Here is a 23,825-nt window from a genome sequence, read left to right as displayed (position 1 = left end):
ATCCTTGACATCTCAAGGGAGCTTCCGGTACTGTGCGCCGTTATCGTTGTGGGCGTTTTGAGCCACCGGCGGGAGATGTGATTCTGCGTCATGAAAATCGTTGTCAGCGATAATCAGGTCGATAAGGCCCTTCGGGTCCTCAAGAAGAAACTCATCAAAGAGGGCCTGCTCAAGGAAATGAAGAAGCGCGAGTACTACGAAAAGCCGAGCGTGAAACGTAAACGCAAGGAAAAGGAATCGCGCAAACGCCTCCGCAAGCTCCAAGCCAAGAAAACCCCGTAAGTATCCGATGATTCGGCGGGTCGCCGCCGCGTTACTCGGGCTCCTGATCCTGGGCGCCCCCGGATCACTCCTCGCCACCTCGTTTTCTCCCTATCCCGACAACGCATCCCCCATCACGAGCGGGATGATCGAAGTTCATCTGCGCGCACTTCAGATCCAGGCCTTTCGCGACGAAGGCACCCAGCTCATGGACGGAACACCCATCGGCTCGGGAACCGCCACCGGATCCAGCGGGGCGCTGCTTCGGCGCGCCGAGTTATCAGCTTCGGGCCGCGTCGCCCCGATGGTCCGCTATCTGGTGGTCGCCGACCTGGCGGCTGAGTCATCACCGATCATTCGGGACGCGCTGATCGACCTCGGCTCAACGCCCATGTTCACTCTGCGCGTCGGGCAGTTCCGCATCCCGTTCGGGATCGAGACGCAACTCCCGTCCTACGCCTTGCCCTTTGTGAACCGGATGGTGGCCACGTTCCTCAGCGAGCAGCCCGACGAAATCCCCGGCTTCCTCCAGGAGTGGGACCAGGGCGTCGAACTCTACGGCGAACCGATCAGCGGACCGCTCAACCTGGCGTATGCCCTCGCTGTCATCAACGGCAACGGACTGAACGAGGACGACACGAACAGCGCAAAGGATGTCGTGGGCCGTATCGGTTTGCGCCTGGCCGGGTTTCAACTCGGTGCGTCGTGGTACCGCGGCAAGCAGCAGGACGTTTCGCTGGTTGATCAGACGCGCAACCGCGCCGGGTGGGACATTGAGTTCAACCCTAACCCGCTCAAAGCCCTGCTCATCCGCGGCGAGCTGATCTCCGGCGACGACGGCTCGATCGGTCACCGCGGCTGGTACCTTCTCGCCGCATATACGATCGCGGACCGCTGGACCCCCGCCGCCCGCGTCGAGCGCTGGGACCCCGACCGATCCGCAGCCTCTGACGCCATCACCCGCACCACTCTTGGTGTGACCTACGCCCTCGCCGACCACACCGCGCTGTCCGCAAACTACGAATTTCGCTCCGACGACGCCCACCCCGGCGTAGACAATCTGGCGGTGGCACAACTTCAAGTTACGTTCTGATCCGCATTTACGGTTAACTTGATTTGATCGTCGTTACGCTGCCATAATCCTCGCCGATGAACTCAGCGGTCATCGGCGTCGGCATTGATCTGGTTCGCATTTCTCGGGTGCGGGGCATCCTCGGACGGTGGGCGGATCGTTTCTTCCAGCGCGTGCTCAGTCCGCAGGAGACGGCCTACTGCCGCGCTCGCCGCGATCCCGCGCCGCACGTGGCGGCGCGGTTCGCGGCCAAAGAAGCCGCGATGAAAGCCCTGGGCCTCGGGTGGGTCGGCGCGTCCTGGCGCGAGGTGGAGATCGTGAACGCGCCCTCGGGCCAGCCCCAGTTGCGCGTGTCAGGCCGCGCCGCGGCGCGCATGGCGTCTCTGGGCGCGGACAATGCATTGGTCAGCCTGACCCACGACGGCGATTATGCCGCGGCCCACGTGATCTTGAGTCGCAGCTCACCGGCGGCGGAACACGCCTGAACATGCATATCGTCACCGCAGAGGAAATGCGCCGGCTCGACGCCGACGCCCAGAGCACGTACGGCATCCCGGTCACGATCCTCATGGAGCAAGCCGGCATGGGGGTCGTGCGCGAGCTGGAGCGGCGCTTTGGGGACCCGGCGGGGCGCTCGGTCGTGGTGCTGGCCGGCAAGGGCCACAACGGGGGCGACGGCCTGGTCGCGGCCAGGCATCTCATCCAACGCGGGGCGCACGTCCGCGTGTTCTTGACCTTTCCTTTTGACGCCAGTCGCGGTGAAGCACGAGTCCAGAGCCAGATCGTCCGCGCAATCGGCGGACTCATGTTCGATCCCTCGGGATACGATCGGGACCGGTTTCGCGCCGCGTTGCAGGAGGCCGACCTGATCATCGACGCCCTAGTCGGGACCGGGCTGTCCGCGCCCATCACCGGTCTCGCCGCCGACCTGATCGCGGATCTCAACTCGTCCGGCAAACCCGTGACCGCGGTGGACATCCCCTCCGGAATCAGCGCCGACACCGGGGAACCGCTCGGCACCGCGGTGCGCGCTGCGCTCACCGTGACGTTCGCTCTGCCCAAGCGCGGGCATTTCTTGCCGCCAGGATCCGATCACACCGGCGAGCTGCGGGTGGTGGACATCGGCATCCCGCGCCGAGCCATCGAACGCGCCGCACTCCCGCTGTCGGTCTTCACCAAAGAAGACGCCGCGGCCGTGGTTCCCACCCGCCCGCGCGAGGGGCACAAGGGCACGTTCGGTCACGTCCTGGTGGTGGCGGGGTCGGTCGGCAAGAGCGGCGCCGCGATTCTCACGTCCCGAGCCGCGCTGCGCACCGGCGCGGGGTTGACCACGCTCGCCTGCCCGGAAAGCGTCCTGCGCTCCGGGGAGGAGAAGCCCGCGGAAATCATGACCCTTCCTCTGCCCGAGACCCCGGAACACGCGCTCTCGGCGCGCAGCCTCGACCTCTTGCTCACCGCGCCGAAGAATGCCACGGTCGCTGCGATCGGACCGGGGCTTTCCACCCATCCCGAGACGCAAGCCACGATCCGCGAGTTGGTGGCGCGCCTGTCGATACCGATGGTCATCGACGCCGATGGGCTCAACGCGCTCGCCGATCATCTGGATCCCCTGAAACGCCCGCACGCGCCCATGGTCCTGACCCCACACCCCGGGGAAATGGGACGACTGACCCGCCTGGGCGCGCGCGAGGTGCAACGCCGAAGGATCGACCTGGCCATGGAATTCGCCAAGGCGCACCAAGTCGTGTTGGTGCTCAAAGGCGCGCGAACCGTGGTAGCGAGTCCGGACGGGCGCGTCACGCTCAACCCCACCGGCAACTCCGGGATGGCCACGGCCGGAACCGGCGACGTGCTGACCGGGATGATCGCGGCGCTGCTCGCTCAGGGCCTGGCGCCGGCGGATGCCGCGCGGCTCGGGGTGTATCTCCACGGGGCGGCCGGCGACGCGGTGGCCGGGGAGCGCGGAGAGCGCGGCATGATGGCCGGAGATTTGATCGACCGTATTCCGTCCGTTCTGAATCATCTGGTTCCGCCGCCGGCGACCTCGGGGCAACGGCTGTTCAAACGTCCACCATCCAGCACCAGGAGTGACGAATGACTCTTTTCGGAATCACCCTCGCGTTCGCGATCTTGCTTGCCGCGCTCGGCGCGGCCATGATCATCCATTCCATCGTCGGGAAACGACGCATCGTCACCGACTTTCGTCGGCTCTCCGAACGGATCGGCGGGCAGGTTTCCCAGCCCACGCTCTTCTCGTTCCCGCGAGTGGACGGTCGCTATGACGGACGGAACGCCTCGGTCTCGTTCCATCTCGCCAAAGGGGAAAAGGCCAGCATCATCTATCTCGTCTACACGCTGTCGGTCAAAGCCGCGACCGCGTTGTTCCTGTCCAAACAGAAATACTATAAGCCGCTGAACGATCCCACCAAGCTCTCCCGCGAGGTGGGCGACGTGGTTCCCGGCGTTGACGGTCGGTTCGAAGTGCGCTCCACCGACCCCGAACGCGCGAACCGCCTGTTCACGCAAGGCAACCTGCGCGAGCATCTGGACGGCCTGGACACGTTTCCCAGCCTCGTGTTCGGCCCGGATCTGCTGGTCGCGGGCAAGCCGTTCGAGAACCTCTCGGATACCGATCCGGACGCGGCCCTCAAACACTTCCGCGCGCTCGGGAAGATCGCGGCGGAGATGGAAGCCCCCGCGTGACTATGGCGGCTGTGATGGGACCGGGCACCGCGTGGCGCTGCGTGTCGGCCTCGGAGGACGACACGCGGGAGTTGGGCCGGACGTTGGGCACCCGTGCGACCGGAGGTGAAGTGCTGGCGTTGATCGGCGAACTCGGCGCCGGCAAGACGCGTTTCGTGCAGGGGCTCGCCGAGGGATTGGGCGTGGAGCCGCGGCGCGTGTCCAGCCCGACCTTCGCCATCCGACACGATCACGTCGGGCGGTTCGCGTTGCTCCATTTGGACTTTTACCGACTGCACGACGCCGACGAGATCGATTGGCTCGGCGTCCTGGACGCGCCCGAGCAGGCCGTGATTGCCATCGAGTGGGCCGATCGCCTGCCGGATGCCTTGCCCGCCGACCGGCTGGACATCGTGTTCACCGCGGCCCAGGGCGCTGGGGACCGGATCCTTTCGTGGACCGCTCGGGGCCCGCGCCACGAACGCGCGCTCGCCGCGGTTCGCGCCGTTCATGGCGGCTGACCATCCCGTTCGAGACTCCCGGCCCTTCGGCGACATCGTGCGCCAGGCGAAGCTCCACCTCGCGTACGCGCGCGAGGTGGGCGTGCGGGACGTCCCTGCGCCGTCGCGAAGCGCCGCTCCCGGTGTGGAACGTGATCCCGCTGTGGATTTGGAGCGGCTGCGCCGCGAGACGATCGGCGATTGCCGTCGGTGCAAGCTGGCGCCGGGCCGGACGCACCTCGTGTTCGGCGTCGGCAACCCCCGGGCCGAACTGGTCTTCGTGGGGGAGGCCCCGGGAGCGGAGGAAGACGCCCAAGGCATCCCGTTCGTCGGCGCGGCCGGTCAACTCTTGACCAAGATCATCGAAGCGATGGGGTTGCGGCGAGACAACGTGTACATCGCCAATATCATCAAGTGCCGCCCTCCCGGCAACCGCAACCCTCAGCCCGACGAGATCGCGTCGTGCGAGCCGTTTCTGATCGCGCAATTGGACATCATCCGTCCCAGGGTCATCTGCGCGCTCGGCACGTTCGCCTCACAGACGCTGCTGAGGACCAAAGAACCCATTTCGCGCCTGCGCGGTCGGTGGCACGCCTACCAGGGGATCCCGCTGATGCCGACCTTCCATCCCGCCTACCTGTTGCGCAACCCCGGGGACAAGAAGACGGTGTGGGCGGACGTCAGGTTGGTCATGGCGCAGCTCGGCCTTCCCTCGTCCGCACCCGGACGCCGTTAGAGGAGGTCTCGCCGGTGCGACCGCTCTGGGCCCCGTGGCGAATGGAGTACATCACGAGCGACAAGTCCGGGCCGTGCATCCTGTGCGCAAAACCTTCGGCGTCACAAGACCGGGAGAACTTCATCCTCGAGCGCACCGCACACAGCTTTGTGATGATGAACCTCTACCCGTACTCGAACGGCCACCTGATGGTTTCGCCGTACGCGCACGTCGATCGCCTGTTCGCGCTGGATGACGCGGCGGCGCTCGACCTCACCGCCACGCTCGGTCGCGCCTTGGAACGCCTGCGCGCCGCGCTCTCCCCGGAAGGATTCAACGTGGGATTGAACCTCGGAAGGGCGGCGGGCGCCGGTATCGAGACCCACCTGCACTTTCACATCGTGCCGCGCTGGAGCGGCGATACGAACTACATGACGCTGTTTGCGGAAGTCCGCGTGATCCCGGAACACCTGGTCGCCACATATGACCGGTTGCTCCCCTATTTCCAAGGGAAACGACCGTGATCCGTTGGGGGCTGATCGTGGTCCTGACGGCCGCGGTGCTGGTGGTGGCCAGCGAAAACCGCGCCGACCTGGTGATGCTGCAAATGCTCTTCGGGTTCCGGACGCCTCCGTTCTCGCTTGGACTCCTCATCCTCGTGTGCTTCACGGCGGGCGCGGTCATCACGGCCTTGTGGCTGGTGCCGGCATGGGTACACGCATCACTCCTGGCGCGGCGTCAGCGAAAACAGATCGAGTCTCTGGAAGCGCAAGTGGTCGCGGCGCCCCCCCAGCCAGGAAGCGCCCCTTCAACAGGGAATATACCCCCTCCGGACATTTGGACGGGCTCATAGTCCATGGCCGATTTGACCCCGTTGATGCGCCAGTACGAGGCGCTCAAAGCCGAGCACCCCGGCGCGCTGCTGTTGTTTCGCGTGGGCGACTTCTACGAGCTGTTCGGAGACGACGCGGCCGTCGCCGCGCCGATCCTGCAGATCGCCCTGACCACCCGCGACAAAAATAAGGACAATGCGGTCCCGCTGTGCGGCGTGCCGTATCACGCCGCGCCCGGCTACGTCGCCAAACTGCTCGCCGCGGGCAGGACCGTGGCGCTGGCCGAGCAGATGGAGGAACCCACGCCCGGCGCGTTGGTGCGTCGCGACGTGGTGCGCGTGCTCACCCCCGGCACGGTGCTGGACGACGCGTTGTTGTCGGGAGCCGACCACGCGTATTTGGCCGCGGTGATCCAAGACGGGGATGAGGCGTCCTTGGCGCGCGCCGATCTCTCGACCGGGGCCTTCCACGTGATCGCCGCGCGCGGGAGCGAATGCGCGGCGCTGCTCGCCGACGAACTGGCGCGCACCGATCCGCGGGAAGTGCTGGTGGGGCCCGGATGGACGTGGCCCCCGCGACACGACGCGGTCTACCAGGCGTGTGGACCCGAGGCGTTCGACCTCCATCACGCCGAGCAGGCGCTGCGCGAACAATTTTCTTCCTCCGAAGCGTGGGAGTCGCTTCGCCCCATCGAACGCCGCGCGGCGGGTGCGCTGCTCCGCTACGTGCGGCACGCGCTCAAGGGCCGGACCGCCGCGTTGTCCCCGCCCACCCGCGCGGCGTTCGGAGACTTTCTCGACATCGACGAAGCGGCCCAGCGGACCCTCGAACTGATCCGCGGCGCAGACGGGTCCGCCAACGGCTCGCTGCTCAAGACGCTCGACGAGACGCTGACCCCAATGGGCTCGCGGCTGCTTCGCGAGCGGCTCGTGCGCCCCCTGTGCTCCCGCGCCGTCATCAACAGCCGCCTGGATGCGGTGGCGGCGTTCGTCGCCGATCCCTCGACGCGCGCCGCGGTTCGCACTCATCTCCGCGAGATCGGAGACATCGACCGCGCGCTCGCGCGGGCCGCAATCGGCTCCTGCTCGCCCAGGGATTTGGCCCAGCTCGGCCGGTCGCTCGAAGCCGCGTCCTTGGCGGCCAAAGCGTTGACCGCGAGTCCGGACCCCGGCCTGTCGGCATTGGCCGATCGATGGGAAGACTTTGGATCCGTGACCGATCAACTGGCCGCGGCCGTCGCGCCGTCTCCGCCTCCCACCGTGCGCGACGGCGGCGTCATCCGCGACGGGTACCACGCCGAGTTGGATGCGCTCCGCGCGCTGCGCCGAAACGGCGCGGGAGGGCTCGCCGAACTCGAAGCGCGCGAACGCGCCCGTACCGGCATCGACTCGCTGAAGATCAGACACAATCAGGTGTTCGGGTATTACATCGAAGTCACCAAGGCCAATGCCGGCCGGGTCCCGGCCGACTACCAGCGCCGTCAAACCCTGGTGAACGCGGAGCGCTACGTCACGCCCGAACTGGCCGAGATCGAATCCAAAGTCATGACTGCGGACGAAAAAATCCGGGCGCTCGAAGCCCAGCTATTCGATGACCTGCGCGGGGCCGTGGTGAGACACACCACCCGGCTCCGGACTCACGCGCTTCGGATCGCCGAGATCGACGTGACCGCGGCACTCGCGGAGGGAGCGCATCGCCACCGATGGGTCCGGCCCGTGGTCGTGGACGAACCCGTGCTGAACATTCGAGCCGGGCGGCACCCGGTGGTCGAACGCCTGCTGCCCGCGCAACGATTTGTGCCCAACGACGCCGAAATGGACGGCGCCGCGACCCGGCTGATCCTGCTCACCGGCCCGAACATGGCGGGAAAATCCACCTACATGCGGCAGGTGGCGCTGATCGTGATCATGGCGCAGATGGGGTCGTTCGTGCCCGCGGAAGCCGCTACCGTGGGACTCGCTGACCGTCTGTTCGCGCGCGTGGGCGCGCACGACGATATCGCGAGCGGACGCAGCACGTTCATGGTGGAGATGAGCGAAACCGCGTCGATCCTGGCGCGGGCCACTCCCCGCAGCCTGATCCTGCTCGATGAGATCGGTCGAGGGACCAGCACGTTCGACGGGATCAGTATCGCGTGGGCGGTAGCGGAAGACGTGCACACCCGGATCGGAGCGCGGACCCTGTTCGCCACGCACTACCACGAGTTGACCGCGCTCGCGGAGTCGTTGCCCGGGCTGAAAAACTACAAAGCCGCGGTCCGGGAGTGGAACGACGAAATCGTGTTCATGCGGAAAATCGTAGAAGGCGGCGCCGATCGCAGCTACGGCATCCAGGTGGCGCGTCTGGCCGGCTTGCCCGACGCCGTGGTCCGCCGGGCCCGCGAACTCCTACACGAACTAGAACAACGCGGGGCCCGTCCACCGGGGCCCGCGCGCGAAACGCCCCCTCAACCCGACCTGTTCACCGCGCCGACGCATCCGGTGGTCGAAGAGATCGTCGAACTCGACGTGCTCAATCTCACGCCGCTGGAAGCGCTGACCGTGTTGGATCGACTGAAGAAGCGCGCGACCGGATCGCCGGATTGAAAATCGTCCGTCTGAAGTCGGCTCGATTACTGCCGCCACAGGCCTGACGGATTAGGACAGTTTCGTAAGATACGCTCGTATCCGAGCGGCGTTGGTGCCGACGTCGCTGCGGCCCACGCGCGAGAGCGACCGGACGTCGATCCGGCTGCCGGTTTCCGTGGGGGACACGAGGACGACCACGTCGTCCTTGAACCCGAACCAGAACGTCGTCGCGGTGGCTTCGATTCGGCCCTGCGCGGGGTTCGCGTCCACGATCTCCCATCCCATCTCCCGAGCCGCTTCCAGCGCGCGGTCGCACGCGCGCGCCGGGGGAGTCTCCAGCCTCAGGGGCTGGATGTCGGCGTACGCGCGGCGCTGCTGCTCGGCCACCGCGGGGCCGCCGTACTCCACCGGGTTGGGCGCGCCCCGCCGCAACGGCGCGACCGCCGAGAACGCGGGGGGATTCTCCGGATCGGTCGTGATGTCGTGAATCGCGGGCAGGGTGCTGGCCTTCCGCATGTACATCGCGGGGATCCCCGCGACAACGACTGCGAGCAGCACCCCCAGCACCGCCCGCCATCTCCCTCGTTTTTTACCGCCGCGGGTTCGCCACACACCGATCAGACCGAGCAACCCTCCCGCCGCAGCCCCGATCACCGCTCCCTGCAGGAGCAGAAAGCCGACCCTGAACGACCACAGGTCGGCTCGGGTGCCCCATCCGGCAAGGACCGCGGCCGCAGCGCCCGCCACCACCATGACGAAACCCCATCGTGCGAACCACGATGTTTTTCGCTCGCTCACGTCATCCCCACTCGGGAAGCGCCACAATCACGTCCCACTCGGGCGGCGTGACCGGCTGGACCGACAACCGTATCCCTCGCCGTACCACCAGCATGTTTCGCAGCGCGGGAATCGCTCTCAGGCGATCGAGCGGAATCAGCGTCCGGCACGCGCGGACGAACCGTACGTCGACCACGAACCACGTCGGGCGTTGCGGATCACTCTTGGGATCGTAGTGCGGATCGCTCGGGTCGAACGCGGTAGGATCGGGGTACCCCTCGCGAGCTACGACGGCTTCGCCCGCGATCCCGGGAGGCTCCACGCTGCTGTGGTAGAACAAGACGCCGTCGCCGCGCCGGATCTCGTCCCGAAGCAGGTTGCGGGCCTGGTAGTTTCGGACGCCGTCCCAATACGTGGTTTGGTTCGGCGCGCGACGAAGGTCGTCGATTGAAAACACGTCCGGCTCCGATTTCATCAGCCAGAACCTTCGCGCAACAGCCACGGGTCCTCCGATTTTACGAGGTTCCGACCTGGTATATAGCAGGACCGCTTCGACGCGTCAACGCGACGTCGCCCCTTGATGCAGACGATGGGCCTACGCCCTCTCCAGTCCCCAGCGACGGCGGACGCGATGCTCCAACGGCGAGAAGACCAACCGTTCCATGGCCAGACCGATCGCAATGATGACCAACATGACGGCCATCACCTGCGCCATGTCCGACAACTCGCGGCCCATCACGAGCAGGTGCCCCAGGCCCAGGCTCACGAACAACATCTCACCCGCGATCAACGCGTGCCAGCCGAACGTCCAACCGAGCTTGACCCCGGTCATGATCGACGGCAGCGCGGCGGGCAGCACGACGTTCAGGTAGAGGGTGACGCCTTGGGCGCCCATGGTGCGCGCGGCGCGGCGGTAGATGGGCGGCACGTTGCGGATACCGTCGGCCGTGGACATGGCCACCGAGTTGATGACCCCCATGACGATCACGAACAGGATCGCCCCGTCGTTGAGTCCGAACCACAGCAATCCCATCGGGAGCCACGCGATGTTCGGCAGACTCTGGAGTCCGATGAGCAGGGGTCCCAGGGTTTCGCGCACGAGGCGCAAACTCCCGATCGCGAGCCCCAATCCGATGCCGATGGCCAGCGCCACGCTGAATCCGATGACAAACCGGCGGAGACTCGTCGCAATCGCGTACAGGAAGGTCAGGTCCTCGACGCCGAGTCGCAGCGCCTCGAACACTTGGATCGGACCAGGGAACAGGTAGTCGGGCCAGATCTCGATCCAGACTACCGCCTCCCACAGTCCCAGCAACAGCGCGAAGAAGCCGACGCGGATCGCGGCGTTGCGGGCATTATGCATCGCCGAGCTCGGCTTTGACCGCTTTGTCAACCTCGGCGCGGAGGGTTTTGAGAATCAGCGCCGACATATCGATCAGACCGGGGTCCTCCAGATGTCGGGGGCGGTGGTGGGTCAGCGTGAAGGTCTCTTTGATGCGACCCGGACGGTACGTCATCACGGCGATACGGCTGGCCAGACACACCGCTTCCCGCACGTTGTGGGTGATGAACAGGATCGTCTTGTTGGTCGCGGTCCAGATCTCCTGCAGTTCGACGTGGAGCAGGTCGCGCGTTTGCGCGTCGAGCGCGGCGAACGGCTCATCCATCAGCAAGATGTCGGGATCCATCGCGAGAGCGCGCGCGATGGCCACGCGTTGTCGCATCCCGCCGGAGAGTTCGTGCACCAGCGAGTCCGCGAAGCGGGGCAGATGCACCATTTTGAGGTAATCCATCGCGAGGTCTCGACGGACCTGGGATTCTACCCCATTGATCTTCAGTCCGAACTCCACGTTCTGTCGGACCGTCAACCACGGGAACAACGCGCCCTCCTGGAAGATCACCACACGGTCCGCGCCCGCGCCCGTCACCGCGTGTCCCTTGATCTTCACCGCCCCGCGATCGGGAAACTCCAGCCCCGCAATCAGGTTCAACAGCGTGGACTTCCCGCATCCCGACGGCCCGACGATGCAGAAAAATTCACCCTCCGGGATCTGGAGATTGATGCCTTCCAGAGCGGTCACCCGGCCACCGCTCGACGGGTAGGACTTTCCAACCCCTTCGAGCGTGAGGCTCACGGGCTTGGGAGCTTCATTGCCTTTGGTGATGATGAGTCGCCACAACCCGGGTTCCTCAATGACGTGAAGGCCGTAGCCCATGTCGCGACAGAACCGCGGGGTGGTCTCGCGAGCGGTCGGCAGATGGTCGGTCTGCGCCTCCAACACGTCGCCTTCGCGCAGCCCGTCGAGCGCCTTTTTGATCATGAGCAGCGGATACGGACACTGCTGGCGCCTGACGTCGACCACGGCGTGCGGGGTCGGCTGACTCACGGCATGCGCCTTTGGGCGGACTCCCGCGCCAGCGGCCCGCTCACGTCACCGACCCCGACAGGGAGACTTCGCATGGGAGTCAGAATAAAGGATGGATCGAAATGCCGTCAAGAACGCGCGTTCGCCACGCGCGCGGTGAGCGAACGCGTTCAGCCCGCAACCAGGCCGACCGGACACGATACTCCGGTGCCGCCCAGTCCGCAGTACCCTCCGGGGTTCTTGGCCAGGTACTGTTGATGATAGGCCTCGGCGTAGTAGAAGGGAGGGGCGTCCACGATTTCGGTGGTGATCCGTCCGTGACCCGCCGCCCGCAGCGCCTCCTGATAGGTGTCCCGCGACGCCAGCGCCGCGGCCTGTTGAATGGCCCCATAGCAGTAGATACCCGATCGGTACTGAGTACCCACATCGTTGCCCTGGCGCATGCCTTGCGTCGGATCGTGGGATTCCCAGAAGACCTTGAGCAGGTGCTCGTAACTGACCACGGCGGGATCAAAGACCACGCGGACGACCTCGTTGTGGCCGGTCAACCCCGTACACACTTCTTCGTAGGTGGGATTGGGCGTCAACCCGCCCGCATACCCTACCGCCGTCGTGTGGACGCCGTGAAGTTGCCAGAACCTTCGCTCCGCCCCCCAGAAGCAGCCCATACCGAACATTGCCATTTCAAGACCGTCCGCAAACGGCGGCTGGAGCGGCCGCCCGTGTACGAAGTGTTTCTGCGGGACCCGCATCGCCTCCGCCCTCCCGGGCAACGCCTCGCCCGGTTTCGGCATCCGGAGCTTTCCTTCCATTCCCCAAAACGACATCGAACGTCCTTTACGCCGCTCCCCGCGTCCGGCTGCGGACCAACTCGACGATGAACGCCTCGACCGCGGGCACGATGGGCGGGGTGGGTTTGATGATTCGGACGCGCACCTCACGGACTCGAGGCCTCGAGAGCACCGCCTCGGCGACGTCTATGGCCAGGGACTCCAACAAGGTATGCCGTGCCTTCTCCCCGACCTCGATGACCTGCCGACAGAGGTCGGCGTAGTCCACGGTGGCCTCAAGACCGCCTCGACGAGCCGCCTCCCCGAGCTCAACGGTCATGTCGACGTCCACGACGATGCGCTGTCCCACCGCGCGCTCTTCGGGTGTGACTCCGCAATGCGTGAACAGCGCGAGACCCGACACGATCAACCGGTCCGTCACGACGGCCGGCGGTGAATCAGGTTGAGAAACTCGGCCCGCGCTTTGTAGTCGGCCTTGAAGGTGCCCAGCATCGCGCTGGTCACCGCCAGGGCGTTCTGTTTCTCAACGCCCCGCATCATGGTACAGAGGTGCTGTCCTTCGATCACGACCGCGACCCCGAATGGATCGATGCGATCCTGGATCGTGTCGGCGATTTGTTGCGTCAACCGCTCCTGCACTTGAAGACGGCGACTGAACATCTCCACCAGTCGGGGCAGCTTGGACAAGCCGATGATCTTCTTATTGGGCAAATACGCGACGTGGCACTTTCCGAAGAACGGCAACAGGTGGTGCTCGCACAACGAGTAGAAATCGATGTCGCGGACGATGACCATCTCGTTGTATTCGATAGGAAAGAGCGCGCCGTTGAGCACGTCGTCGACGTCTTGATGGTATCCCGACGTGAAGTATCTGAGAGCCCGTTCCACCCGAGCCGGGGTGTTCACCAACCCCTCCCGCCTCGGGTCCTCCCCCAGAAGGGCCAGGAGTCGGAAGACCAGGTCCTCGATCTGCCGCGAGTCTTCGCGCTCACCGTTGTTTTCGGCTGGTCCACGCTCGCCATTGCTGCTGACCGCGGACCCACCTGGCGGTCGCTTGCCGACTATCGATCGTTTGGGGTTGTTCACAGACCGACCGCAGCCTGGGACGCCGCGTACCGCGTGGGATCCGGAACTCCGGCGGCCTCAAACCCGTTGCGCCGTATCCGGCAACTGTCGCAGCGGCCGCAGGCCAAATCACCGACCGGGTCATAGCAGCTATGTGTGAGGGCCAACGGCACTCCCAGCGCCACGCCTCGTCTGATGATTTCCGCCTTATTGAGTCCGCTCAACGGTGCGATCACGTCCACGCCCGAGCCGGTCTCGACGCCCATCCGCGTGGCAAGGCGCGTCAGCTGCCGAAACGCCGTGAGGTACTCGGGGCGACAGTCGGGATAACCCGAGTAGTCCACGGCGTTGACCCCGATGGCGATCGCCCCTGCGTTCACCACCTCAGCCCAGGCCAACGCCAACGACAACAGGATGGTATTGCGAGCCGGAACGTAAGTCGCCGGAATGCCGCCGGCGCCGGGCTGGCGATCCTTGGGCACGTCGATCTCGTCGGTCAACGCGGATCCCCCCAGCGCCCGTAAGTCCACGGTGACGGTCCGGTGGGCCACGCCGTAGTGCGAGGCTAGAGCTCGCGCGCGCGCCAATTCAACGGCGTGCCGTTGCCCGTACTCCACGGTGAGGGCATGCACCGTTCGCCCTTCGGCGTGGAGCATCCCCAACGTCACGGCGGAGTCGAGCCCTCCGCTCAACAACAACACGGTCTGCGACGACGTCGGCATCGGTTCCTACGGAAAAGGAGCCGTAGTATATCACCGCCGCGTGACGGGCGGCAAGGCAACGCCGCAGTGGGTGGAACCGACTCAGCTCTGGTTACGCGGCCTTGGAGATGACCACCCGATTCTTCCCGGATTCTTTGGCGCGGTAGAGGGCGATGTCGGCTTTCTGGATGAGCGCGTCGGCGGACGGCTCTGCGCTGGATGAGGCCACCCCCACGCTGATGGTCAGGGATTTCGGCAACTCGCCGGCGGCCAGCGCGAACGGGTGCTCCTCAACGACCTGCCGGATCTTCTCTCCCACGCTGTGCGCCTGTTCTTCACCCGTCTCAGGTAAGAGCACCGCGAATTCTTCGCCGCCGTAGCGGGCCACCAAATCCGAGGCGCGCGTGTGCGCCAGCAACAACGCGGCGACCTCCCTCAAGATCATATCGCCCCTGAGATGGCCGTACGAGTCGTTGTACGTCTTGAAGTTGTCCAGATCGATCATCAACATCGACAGGGGCGAGCCGTAGCGACGCGCCTGTTGCACGATCCGCTCGATCTGCTGTCGGAAATGCCGGTAGTTGTACAAACCGGTGAGACCGTCCCGCACCGCGAGTTGTTGGATTTCTTGATAATAACTCTGGTTGGCCACGGCGATCGACGTATGATTGGCGAACACCGACAGCAACCTCGCGTCTTCATGCGTCAGCCACCGCGGCTTGTTCGCCACCACGATGAGCCCAGTGACGCGTTGCTGGAAATAGAACGGCACCACGATGAGGTTGTAAAATCCTAGCGGGCGGATGAGTTCGCGGACGATCCGCTGGTCCGACTGAGGATCGTTGCACAACAGGGCGCCTTGGGTTTTGAAGTCCCACGCCGACCGGATCTCCGGCGTCACCTGGTACTTGATCGCGATGAGTTGCTCGTCGCCAAGGCCGAAACCTGGGATCTGCGCGACCATCTCGTTTGAGTTCTTCTCATACCGCAAGATGAAACAGACCTCGGCGTTCACCGCCTGGGCGATATGCGTCGTGAGGTGCCGGTACAGCTCATCCCCGTCCTGGAATTGGGCGCACCCTTCCACGAACCGGGAGATCATGCCCAGTTCATTGAGTTGTCGCTCGCGTTCCCTCAGCGTCTGTTGAAGCGCGGCATCGCGTTCGCCGAGCGCGTAGGCCATCTGGTCGAACGCCTGCGTCAGCTCCCACAAGTCGCGGTCGCGGGTCACCACCGGGGGCAAGGGGATGTGCGCCGCGCCCGGTTTGGTCTCCCGGACCGCCCGCGCCAGCGCGGCCACGGGGTGCAGAATATAGCGGGCGACCACCACCGAAAAGATCACGGTGGCCACCGACAGGGCGCCCGCCAGCCACAACAGGGCCCCCAGAACGTCTTGGCTTTGCATCAGCCGCGCAGGGGACAACCCTTCGGTCAACGCGCCGAACCGTATCACCACGTACCCGGCCGTGAGCAGCAGAACGAAGATGGTCCACGTGGCGAACGCCGCGACCAGCTTGCTCCGCAGCGTCATCTCGCGCACCCAGGTCAACCCCGCGCGAGACATGTCACTCCGCCCGCGTCATGAACGCCTGCGACGACCCGTTCCGGTCATCGGTCCAGATCGCGTACGCTCGGCCCACGTCATCGAGCGCCACCGACGGGCGGCCGTGCGGGCTCGAGGTCTGATCATTGTTGAGCCGTACGCTCGGGAAGAACGTCGCGCCGCCGTCGAGGCTCCGCACGACGTAGACATCCGTGGGCCCGGTGCCGTTCGGATCTTCCGGGCAGGGAGTCTGGGGGTCTCCCGTGCATTTCCGATTGTCGGCGAAGGCAATCGTGACCTCGGCGCCATCGACCGCCAGGCTGGGGAAGTTCTGGTCGGCAACGGTCGTCGAATCGATCACTTCGCGGTTGGATGCGACGGCGAGGTTCTCCTGCAGGCTCGTGGCAAAGAACAGGCGGCGACGGCCCAGCAGACCCTTCTGCTGGCTCCACGCGATATGAGCGCCGCCGTCCTGACTCCACGCGACGCTGGGCGAGGTTTGATCGCCGTCAACCCCCAGGTTGACTCGAACCTCTGGCGATGTGGTCCACGCCACCCCACCTGCTGGCAGAAACCGCCCCCGCCGCCAGTACACATCTTGGTCTCCGGATCGGCGATCGTTCCACGCCACCAGGAGGCTCTCGGCAGCGTCGACGGCCACTGTCGGGCGCGACTGATCCGAGAACGTGTTGTCGTTGGCACGGGTTGGCGGCTGCGCGATATCGAATCCGCCACTCGCATTCCGCGTACCCTTCGCCACCAAGATATCGGTGTCCCCGCCGGAGCCGTCCCCCCACGCCAGGTAGAGATTCCCGGATGGGGCGAGTGCCAGCGCGACCGACGGATCGCGCTCTTCGGGCGTTCCCGCGATGGTGACGCGCTGGTTGCCGCCCACCGTGACCGGCCCGCTGCCGCTGGCGTTGACGGTCGCGATGTACACGTCGAACAACAACTCCGCATCATTGGGCGTGGGATCATGCCGTCCGTCGAGCCACGCGATGACTGCGCGACCCATCCCATCGACCGCCACCGAGGGAGCCCGCTGGGGGGCGGTTCCATTGTCGTCGTTGACTCGCAGGGCCGGACCCGTGAAGGTCTGGCCGCGGTCACGGCTTACCGCGAGGTACACGTCCTCATTGCCCTGGCCCTCCCGGTCATCGTTCCAGACCAGATACACCGTCGATCCGAACACCGCGACGCTGCGTTGTCCGCCGGAGAACGTGTTGGCCCGCGTACCCGCTGGACTGAGAGCCTGATTCTGGTTCACCGTCAGGGCCCCGCCCACGACGAGCCGCACGGACGCGGTCGCGGTCCCCCGTGAATCGCTTGCGCTGGTCGCTCGAACGATCACAGGCTGGTCGGAGACGGTCGGCGGTGCGGTGTACGTCCCGAGCGAATCCACCGTCCCCTGAGCGGCTCCGCCCTCAACCGACCACACCACCGGGCCCGCCGAGCCGTCCACGGTGGCCGCAAACGTGACGGTTTGTCCCTTGGCAACCGTGACCTGAGAGGGGAAGACCGCCACGACCGGTACCGGCGACTCCGAGGGGCCGTTTTCATCCACCGTCCCGTTTCCAATCCCGTTCCCGCCCCCATTCTTATCCCCACATCCGACGAGCCCTCCCAGGATCACCGCGAGCCCCACACCGACAGCAGCCCGTCGCCACCGTCCCACATCCCACAGGGATGTGGGGGTTGATTGAAGCCTAGCGGCGGGTGGCGGACCTGTCAACCGACGCGCGGCCGCGGCTACGGCCATGGCACCACCATCCTGGAATCATTGAACCCGTCGAGCGTCCCTTCCACGCCGAGCGACACGGTTGCCGACGTGGTGGGCGCGGTTCCGATCTGGACCCCGACCTCTAGATACAGGCGATCGGCCGGCACCAGGGTCAGCCCGGCTGCGCCGACCGGGCAGGTCAGCGTGTACGCGGTCAGCGTGCTGGTGAGCGGCGTTGATCCGGTCGCGCTGCAAATGAGGTTGGACGCGGTCGGCGTGTTGCGGTACACCGCGGCGTATGGGACTAGGGTGCCGTCGGTTCCTGTGCGCTGCTGGTAGAGGATGACCGTGAACGTCGCGCCCGCGGCCAGGGTCCGGGCGGCGTTGGGGTCACCGACCTGGGTCTCGAGCTCCCACAAGACCACCACCCCGGATCGTCCCACCAGATCGGGGCTGGTGATCGTCGTCGCCGGCTGGTCCGGCCCCTCCTGTGAGAGCTTGCGAGGCCCAAGCGGCACCGCGCTGGCGACGTTCGAATTGGCAGACTCAACCCCCGCGCTGTTGGCCGCTCGCACCACGTAGAAGTACGTCACCCCGTTGGTCAGGCCCGTCCCGCCGTTGTCATCGGTATAACTCGACGTGGTGTTATTGGTGAAGCTCGTGACGAGCGTGTACGGCCCCCCGCTCGCCAGGCTCCGATACACCCGCTGACTCGTCGCGGTCGAGCTCGTCGACGGGACCCAGGTCAAGTCGATGGCGTTCCCGGCGTCGCCGGGGCGATCCGTCGCCAGGAGTCCGGTCGGCGGATTGGGAGCGACAAAGTTGACGGTCGCGGTCTGGGTCACCACGATCCCGTCGGCCGCATCGGTCGCCGTGATGACGCTAGCGCCCGCGGTGGTCGACCGCACGGTCCCCGTCGTCACACCGTTGGAGCCGGTAACCGCCGACGGCTGCGTCATCGTATCGCTCGCGCCCCGGGAGGAGGCGAGGGTCACCGCCTTGCCGCCGACCGGGTTGCTGTACGCGTCGAGAAGGGTGACCGTGATCGTCGAAGTCGCCACGCCATCCGCCGTCACCGTGGTCGGGCTCGCGGTGACGGTCGAGAGCGCTGCCGACACCGGGCCTGCCGCCCATGTCACGTTCGACGTGGGCGGATGCACGTTGTCATTGCTGTTCCCCGCCGCGCCGGTCACAGGATCCGTCACGGTGATCGTCACCGGCCCTTCCGCTCGCTGATCCGCCAGCGTCACGGTGGCCACACCGTTGGTGAAGTTCCCCGCCGCCAGGGTCCCGGTGGTCCCGCCATCCGTCACCCCTGCCCCACCCCAGACAATCTGCGCGGCGCTCCCCGTGCCGTTCTGGCTGAGGGTCAACCCGTTGGGGTTGGCGTAGCTGGTCACGATGTTGTGGTTGCTGTCGTGGGCGGTAATCGTGATGGTCGTGGGAGAACCCGCGGTCAGCGTCGTCGGGCTGGCGCTGACCACAAAGTGGCCCGCAGCCGCTGCCGCGAACGTCACCGTTGCCGTCTGGGTGACGACGATGGAGTCGGTGGTATCCGTGGCGGTGAGCGTGCTCGTCCCCGTCGTGGTGGACCGTACGGTCCCGGTCGTCTGCCCGCTCGCGTCGGTCGCCGTGGCCGGCTGCACCACCGTGTCCGTCGCCCCGCGCGAGGAGGCCAGCGTCACGGTCTTGCCGCTTACCGGGTTGTTGTTCGCATCGCGCAGCGTCACGGTGATCGTCGCCGTGGTCGTCCCGTCCGCCACCACCGTGCTCGGGCTCGCCGTCACCAAGGACGTGGCGGCCGACACCGCCCCTACCGTGAACGTCACGCCCGCGGTTTGCGTCAGCGTGATCGTATCGGTGGTATCGGTCGCGGTCAGCGTGCTGCTCCCCGCTGTGGTGGAGCGCACCGTCCCCGTGGTCTGCCCGTTCGCGTCGGTCGCGGTCGCGGGCTGCACAATGGTATCCGTCGCGCCCCGCGAGGAGGCCAAGGTCACCGTCTTCCCGCTCACTGGGTTGTTGTTGGCATCGCGCAGGGTCACCGTAATCGTCGCCGTGGTCGTGCCGTCCGCCACCACCGTGGGGGGGCTGGCCGTCACCGTGGAAGTGGTCGCGGAGACCGCCCCGGTCGCAAACGTCACCGAAGCCGTGGGCGTGAGGGTAATCGTATCCGTGGTATCGGTCGCGGTCAGCGTTGCGGTCCCCGCCGTGGTCGAGCGCACGGTCCCGGTGGTCTGCCCGCTCGCGTCGGTCACCGCCGTGGGCTGCGTGATCGTATCGGTCGCGCCCCGCGAGGAGGCCAAGGTCACGCTCTTGCCGCTGACCGGGTTGCCATTGGCGTCCCGCAACGTCACCGTGATCGTGGACGTCGCCACTCCGTCCGCCGTCACGGTGCCCGGCGCCGCCACCGCGCTCGAAACGGTCGCCGACACCGCCCCGGCCGTAAACGTCACGGCCGCGGTCTGCGTGAGCGTGATCGCATCGCTGGTATCGATCGCGGTCATCGTACTCGTGCCTGCCGTGCTCGAACGCACGGTCCCGGTGGTCTGCCCATTGGCATCCGTGACCGTCGCCGGCTGCCCGATCGTGTCGGTCGCGCCCCGGGACGACGCGAGGGTCACGCTCTTGCCCGCCACCGGGTTGTTGTTCGCATCCCGCAGCGTCACCGTGATCGTCGAGGTCGCCACCCCGTCCGCGGTGACCGTCGCCGGGCTCGCACTCACGGTCGAGGTCGTCGCGGAGACTGCCCCCACCGTAAACGTCACGGTGGCGGTTTGCGTGATGGTAATGGTATCCGTGGTATCGGTCGCGGTCAGCGTCGCCGTCCCCGCCGTGCTCGAGCGCACGGTCCCGGTGGTCTGCCCGCTCGCGTCGGTCACCGCCGTGGGCTGCGTGATCGTGTCGGTCGCGCCCCGGGACGACGCCAGGCTCACGCTCTTGCCCGCCACCGGGTTGTTGTTCGCATCCCGCAACGTCACCGTGATGGTCGCCGTCGCCACCCCGTCCGCTGTCACCGTGCCCGGCGCCGCCACCACGCTCGAGACGGTTGCCGACACCGCCCCCGCCGTAAACGTCACGGCGGCGGTCTGCGTCAGCGTGATCCCATCCGTGGTATCGGTCGCGGTCAGCGTCGCGGTCCCCGCCGTGCTCGAGCGCACGGTCCCGGTGGTCTGCCCGCTCGCATTGGTCACGGCTGCGGGTTGCACGATTGTGTCGGTCGCACCCCGCGAGGAAACCAATGTCACGGTCTTCCCGCTGACCGGGTTGCCATTGCCGTCCCGCAACGTCACGGTCAGCGTCGCCGTGGTTGTCCCGTCCGCCGCCACCGTGCTCGGGCTCGCCGTCACCGTGGAGGTGCTGGCGGACACGCCCCCTGCCGTCCACGTCACGTTCGTGGTCGGCGGATGCGCCGCATCAGTGGTGCTGCCGGTCGTGCCTGCCACCGCGTCGGTCGCCGTGATGGTCACCGGCCCTTCGGCCACCTGATCGGTCAGCGTCACGGTAGCGAGGCCATTGCTGAAGTTGCCCGCGGCCAAGGTCCCCGTGGTCCCGGTATCCGTCACCCCGGTGCCTGCCCAGATGATTTGCGCCGCGCTCCCCGTCCCGTTCTGCGTCAGGGTCAGCCCGTTGGGATTGCTATACGTGGTCACCACGTTGTGATTGCTGTCGTGCGCCGTGATCGTCACCGCCGTCACACTGCCGGCGGTCAAGGTCGTCGGCGCCGCCCGCACCAGCAAGTGGGCCACTGCCCCCGGCGCAAACGTCACCGAGGCGGTGGGCGTGAGGGTAATCGTATCCGTGGTATCGGTCGCGGTCAGCGTCGCCGTCCCCGCCGTGCTCGACCGCACGGTCCCGGTGGTCTGGCCGCTGGCATCCGTGACCGCGGCCGGCTGCCCGATCGTGTCGGTCGCGCCCCGCGACGACGCCAAGCTCACGCTCTTGCCCGCCACCGGGTTGTTGTTCGCATCCCGCAGCGTCACGGTGATCGTCGCCGTGGTCGTGCCGTCCGCCACCACCGTGCTCGGGCTCGCCGTCACCGTCGAGGTCGTGGCCGACACCGCGCCAATGGCAAAGCTCACCGTGGCGGTTTGCGTCAGGGTGATGGTATCCGTGGTATCGGTCGCGGTCAGCGTCGCCGTCCCCGCCGTGCTCGACCGCACGGTCCCGGTGGTCTGCCCATTGGCATCCGTGACCGTGGCCGGCTGCCCGATCGTGTCGGTCGCGCCCCGCGAGGACGCCAAGCTCACGCTCTTGCCCGCCACCGGGTTGTTGTTCGCATCGCGCAACGTCACCGTAATGGTGGCGGTCGCCACCCCGTCCGCCGTCACCGTGCCCGGCGCCGCCACCACGCTCGAGGCCGTCGCCGAGACCGCCCCGGCCGTAAACGTCACGGCGGCGGTCTGCGTGATGGTGATGGTATCCGTGGTATCGGTCGCGGTCAGCGTGCTGCTCCCCGCCGTGCTCGACCGCACGGTCCCGGTGGTCTGGCCATTGGCATCCGTGACCGTGGCCGGCTGCACGATCGTATCCGTCGCACCCCGCGAGGAGGCCAAGGTCACGCTCTTGCCCGCCACCGGGTTGTTGTTCGCATCGCGCAACGTCACCGTGATCGTCGCCGTGGTCGTCCCGTCCGCCTCCACCGTGCTCGGGCTCGCCGTCACCGTGGAGGTCGTCGCGGACACGCCCCCCACGGTCCACGTCACGTTCGACGTCGGCGGGTGCGCCGCATCATTGGTGCTGCCGGTCGTGCCTGCCACCGCGTCGGTCACCGTGATGGTCACCGGGCCTTCGGCCTGCTGGTTGGTCAGCGTGACCGTGGCGCTCCCGTTGCTGAAGTTGCCCGCGGCCAAGGTCCCCGTGGTCCCGGTATCGGTCACCCCGGTGCCGCCCCAGAGGATCTGTGCCGCGGTGCCCGTCCCGGTCTGGGTCAGGGTCAGCCCGTTGGGATTGCTGTAGGTCGTCACCACGTTGTGATTGCCGTCGTGCGCGGTGATCGTCACCGAGGTGGGGGTGCTCACCGAGAGGCTCGTCGGACTGGCCGCGACCCGGAAGTGCGCCACTGCCCCCGGCGCAAACGTGACCGCGGCGGTCTGCGTGAGCGTGATGGTATCGGTGGTATCGGTCGCCGTCAGCGTGCTGGTTCCCGCCGTGCTCGACCGCACCGTCCCCGTGGTCTGCCCATTGGCATCCGTGACCGTGGCCGGCTGCCCGATCGTGTCGGTCGCGCCCCGCGACGACGCCAAGGTCACGCTCTTGCCCGCCACCGGGTTGTTGTTCGCATCGCGCAACGTCACCGTGATCGTCGCCGTGGTCGTCCCGTCCGCCGTCACCGTGCTCGGGCTCGCTGTCACCGTGGAGGCGCTCGCCGACACTGCCTCCGCCGTAAACGTCACGCTCGCGGTCTGAGTCACCGTGATCGCGTCGGTGGAGTCTGTCGCGGTTATCGTTGCGGTGCCTGTCGTGGTGGAGCGCACGGTCCCGGTGGTCTGCCCGTTGGCATCCGTGACCGTGGCCGGCTGCACGATCGTATCGGTCGCGCCCCGCGAGGAGACCAAGATCACGGTCTTGCCGCCCACCGGGTTGTTGTTCGCATCGCGCAGCGTCACCGTGATCGTCGCCGTGGTCGTCCCGTCCGCCACCACCGTGCTCGGACTCGCCGTCACGGTCGACACCGTGGCCGACACCGCCCCCGCGGTAAACGTCACGGCCGCGGTCTGCGTCAGCGTGACACTATCCGTGGTGTCCGTGGCCGTGAGCGTACTGGTCCCCGCCGTGGTGGAGCGCACGGTCCCCGTGGTCTGCCCCGCCGCATTGGTCACCGCCGCGGGCTGCACCAGCGTGTCCGTCGCCCCCCGCGAGGAGGCCAGGCTCACCGCCTTGCCGCTCACCGGGTTCCCATTCGCGTCCCGCAAGGTCACCGTGATCGTCGATGTCGCCACCCCGTCGGCCGCCACCGTGCCCGGGCTCGCCGTCACCGTGGACGTGGTCGCGGAGACCGCGCCCACCGTCCACGTCACGTTCGTGGTCGGCGGATGCGCCGCGTCATTGGTGGTGCCGGTCGTGCCTGTGACCGCATCGGTCACCGTCACGGTCACCGGCCCTTCCGCCACCTGATCGGTCAGCGTCACGGTAGCGAGGCCATTGCTGAAGTTGCCCGCGGCCAAGGTCCCCGTGGTCCCGGTATCCGTCACCCCGGTGCCTGCCCAGATGATTTGCGCCGCGCTCCCCGTCC

At 66.8% G+C, this 23,825-nt stretch carries 21 protein-coding genes; 10 read left to right on the top strand and 11 right to left on the bottom strand.

All coding sequences use genetic code 11. The features are described 5' to 3' along the window. Positions 1-90: 90 nt before the first annotated feature. The 10 genes from rpsU to mutS are packed head-to-tail and all read left to right on the top strand — an operon-like array spanning position 91 to position 8,648. Complete coding sequence (gene rpsU / locus AB1451_13175) at positions 91-282, top strand: 30S ribosomal protein S21 (protein ID MEW6683853.1); 192 nt, start codon at positions 91-93, stop codon at positions 280-282. 7 nt (positions 283-289) lie between these two features. Further along, complete coding sequence (locus AB1451_13170) at positions 290-1,354, top strand: porin (GenBank protein MEW6683852.1); 1,065 nt, start codon at positions 290-292, stop codon at positions 1,352-1,354. A gap of 56 nt (positions 1,355-1,410) precedes the next feature. Beyond that, complete coding sequence (acpS, locus tag AB1451_13165; GenBank protein MEW6683851.1) at positions 1,411-1,818, top strand: holo-ACP synthase; 408 nt, start codon at positions 1,411-1,413, stop codon at positions 1,816-1,818. Positions 1,819-1,820: 2 nt separating this feature from the next. Further along, complete coding sequence (locus AB1451_13160) at positions 1,821-3,431, top strand: NAD(P)H-hydrate dehydratase (protein MEW6683850.1); 1,611 nt, start codon at positions 1,821-1,823, stop codon at positions 3,429-3,431. Next, entirely contained in the window at positions 3,428-4,036 is a 609-nt protein-coding gene (locus AB1451_13155) for a hypothetical protein (protein MEW6683849.1), read from the top strand. The genes AB1451_13160 and AB1451_13155 overlap by 4 nt, the downstream gene beginning before the upstream one ends. A gap of 2 nt (positions 4,037-4,038) precedes the next feature. Then, positions 4,039-4,536: a tRNA (adenosine(37)-N6)-threonylcarbamoyltransferase complex ATPase subunit type 1 TsaE gene (gene tsaE / locus AB1451_13150; protein ID MEW6683848.1), complete on the top strand. Its 498-nt coding sequence runs from the start codon at positions 4,039-4,041 to the stop codon at positions 4,534-4,536. After that, positions 4,526-5,251: a uracil-DNA glycosylase gene (locus tag AB1451_13145; GenBank protein ID MEW6683847.1), complete on the top strand. Its 726-nt coding sequence runs from the start codon at positions 4,526-4,528 to the stop codon at positions 5,249-5,251. Before tsaE ends, AB1451_13145 begins: the two co-directional genes overlap by 11 nt. Positions 5,252-5,265: 14 nt before the next feature. Next, positions 5,266-5,754: an HIT domain-containing protein gene (locus AB1451_13140; GenBank protein ID MEW6683846.1), complete on the top strand. Its 489-nt coding sequence runs from the start codon at positions 5,266-5,268 to the stop codon at positions 5,752-5,754. Beyond that, positions 5,751-6,083: a LapA family protein gene (locus AB1451_13135; GenBank protein MEW6683845.1), complete on the top strand. Its 333-nt coding sequence runs from the start codon at positions 5,751-5,753 to the stop codon at positions 6,081-6,083. Before AB1451_13140 ends, AB1451_13135 begins: the two co-directional genes overlap by 4 nt. 3 nt (positions 6,084-6,086) lie before the next feature. After that, complete coding sequence (gene mutS, locus AB1451_13130) at positions 6,087-8,648, top strand: DNA mismatch repair protein MutS (GenBank protein ID MEW6683844.1); 2,562 nt, start codon at positions 6,087-6,089, stop codon at positions 8,646-8,648. A 51-nt stretch (positions 8,649-8,699) separates the two neighbouring features. Here the strand turns inward: mutS and AB1451_13125 are convergent, their stop codons facing one another. The 11 genes from AB1451_13125 to AB1451_13075 all read right to left on the bottom strand — a co-directional run bounded on the left by AB1451_13125 (position 8,700) and on the right by AB1451_13075 (position 23,784). Then, positions 8,700-9,428: a DUF1499 domain-containing protein gene (locus AB1451_13125; GenBank protein ID MEW6683843.1), complete on the bottom strand. Its 729-nt coding sequence runs from the start codon at positions 9,426-9,428 to the stop codon at positions 8,700-8,702. 1 nt (position 9,429) lies between these two features. Then, the gene (locus AB1451_13120; protein MEW6683842.1) at positions 9,430-9,882 is read right to left on the bottom strand and encodes an EVE domain-containing protein; all 453 of its coding nucleotides are present in this window, start codon (positions 9,880-9,882) and stop codon (positions 9,430-9,432) included. 120 nt (positions 9,883-10,002) lie between these two features. After that, positions 10,003-10,770, bottom strand: coding sequence for an ABC transporter permease (locus AB1451_13115; protein MEW6683841.1), 768 nt, complete (start codon positions 10,768-10,770; stop codon positions 10,003-10,005). Continuing rightward, on the bottom strand, positions 10,763-11,794 hold the full coding sequence (locus AB1451_13110) for an ATP-binding cassette domain-containing protein (protein MEW6683840.1): 1,032 nt from the start codon (positions 11,792-11,794) through the stop codon (positions 10,763-10,765). Before AB1451_13110 ends, AB1451_13115 begins: the two co-directional genes overlap by 8 nt. A 149-nt stretch (positions 11,795-11,943) precedes the next feature. Next, entirely contained in the window at positions 11,944-12,600 is a 657-nt protein-coding gene (gene msrA, locus AB1451_13105; GenBank protein ID MEW6683839.1) for a peptide-methionine (S)-S-oxide reductase MsrA, read from the bottom strand. Between the two features lie 10 nt (positions 12,601-12,610). Further along, a complete protein-coding gene (gene folB, locus AB1451_13100; GenBank protein ID MEW6683838.1) occupies positions 12,611-12,985 on the bottom strand; it encodes a dihydroneopterin aldolase in 375 nt (124 codons plus the stop codon). After that, on the bottom strand, positions 12,982-13,650 hold the full coding sequence (folE, locus tag AB1451_13095) for a GTP cyclohydrolase I FolE (protein ID MEW6683837.1): 669 nt from the start codon (positions 13,648-13,650) through the stop codon (positions 12,982-12,984). Before folE ends, folB begins: the two co-directional genes overlap by 4 nt. Further along, positions 13,647-14,351 (bottom strand): 7-cyano-7-deazaguanine synthase QueC, encoded by a 705-nt coding sequence (gene queC, locus AB1451_13090; GenBank protein ID MEW6683836.1) that lies wholly within the window; start codon positions 14,349-14,351, stop codon positions 13,647-13,649. Before queC ends, folE begins: the two co-directional genes overlap by 4 nt. A 91-nt stretch (positions 14,352-14,442) precedes the next feature. Continuing rightward, positions 14,443-15,894 (bottom strand): diguanylate cyclase, encoded by a 1,452-nt coding sequence (locus tag AB1451_13085; GenBank protein ID MEW6683835.1) that lies wholly within the window; start codon positions 15,892-15,894, stop codon positions 14,443-14,445. A gap of 1 nt (position 15,895) precedes the next feature. After that, positions 15,896-17,632: a hypothetical protein gene (locus AB1451_13080; protein ID MEW6683834.1), complete on the bottom strand. Its 1,737-nt coding sequence runs from the start codon at positions 17,630-17,632 to the stop codon at positions 15,896-15,898. Continuing rightward, on the bottom strand, positions 17,623-23,784 hold the full coding sequence (locus tag AB1451_13075; GenBank protein ID MEW6683833.1) for an invasin domain 3-containing protein: 6,162 nt from the start codon (positions 23,782-23,784) through the stop codon (positions 17,623-17,625). The genes AB1451_13080 and AB1451_13075 overlap by 10 nt, the downstream gene beginning before the upstream one ends. Positions 23,785-23,825: the final 41 nt, after the last annotated feature.

Source organism: Nitrospirota bacterium, from assembly GCA_040757335.1.
Lineage (GTDB): Bacteria > Nitrospirota > Nitrospiria > 2-01-FULL-66-17 > 2-01-FULL-66-17 > JBFLXB01.
The sequence above is the reverse complement of the archived record's forward strand: the minus strand, read 5'-3'. Positions and strand labels throughout refer to the sequence as shown.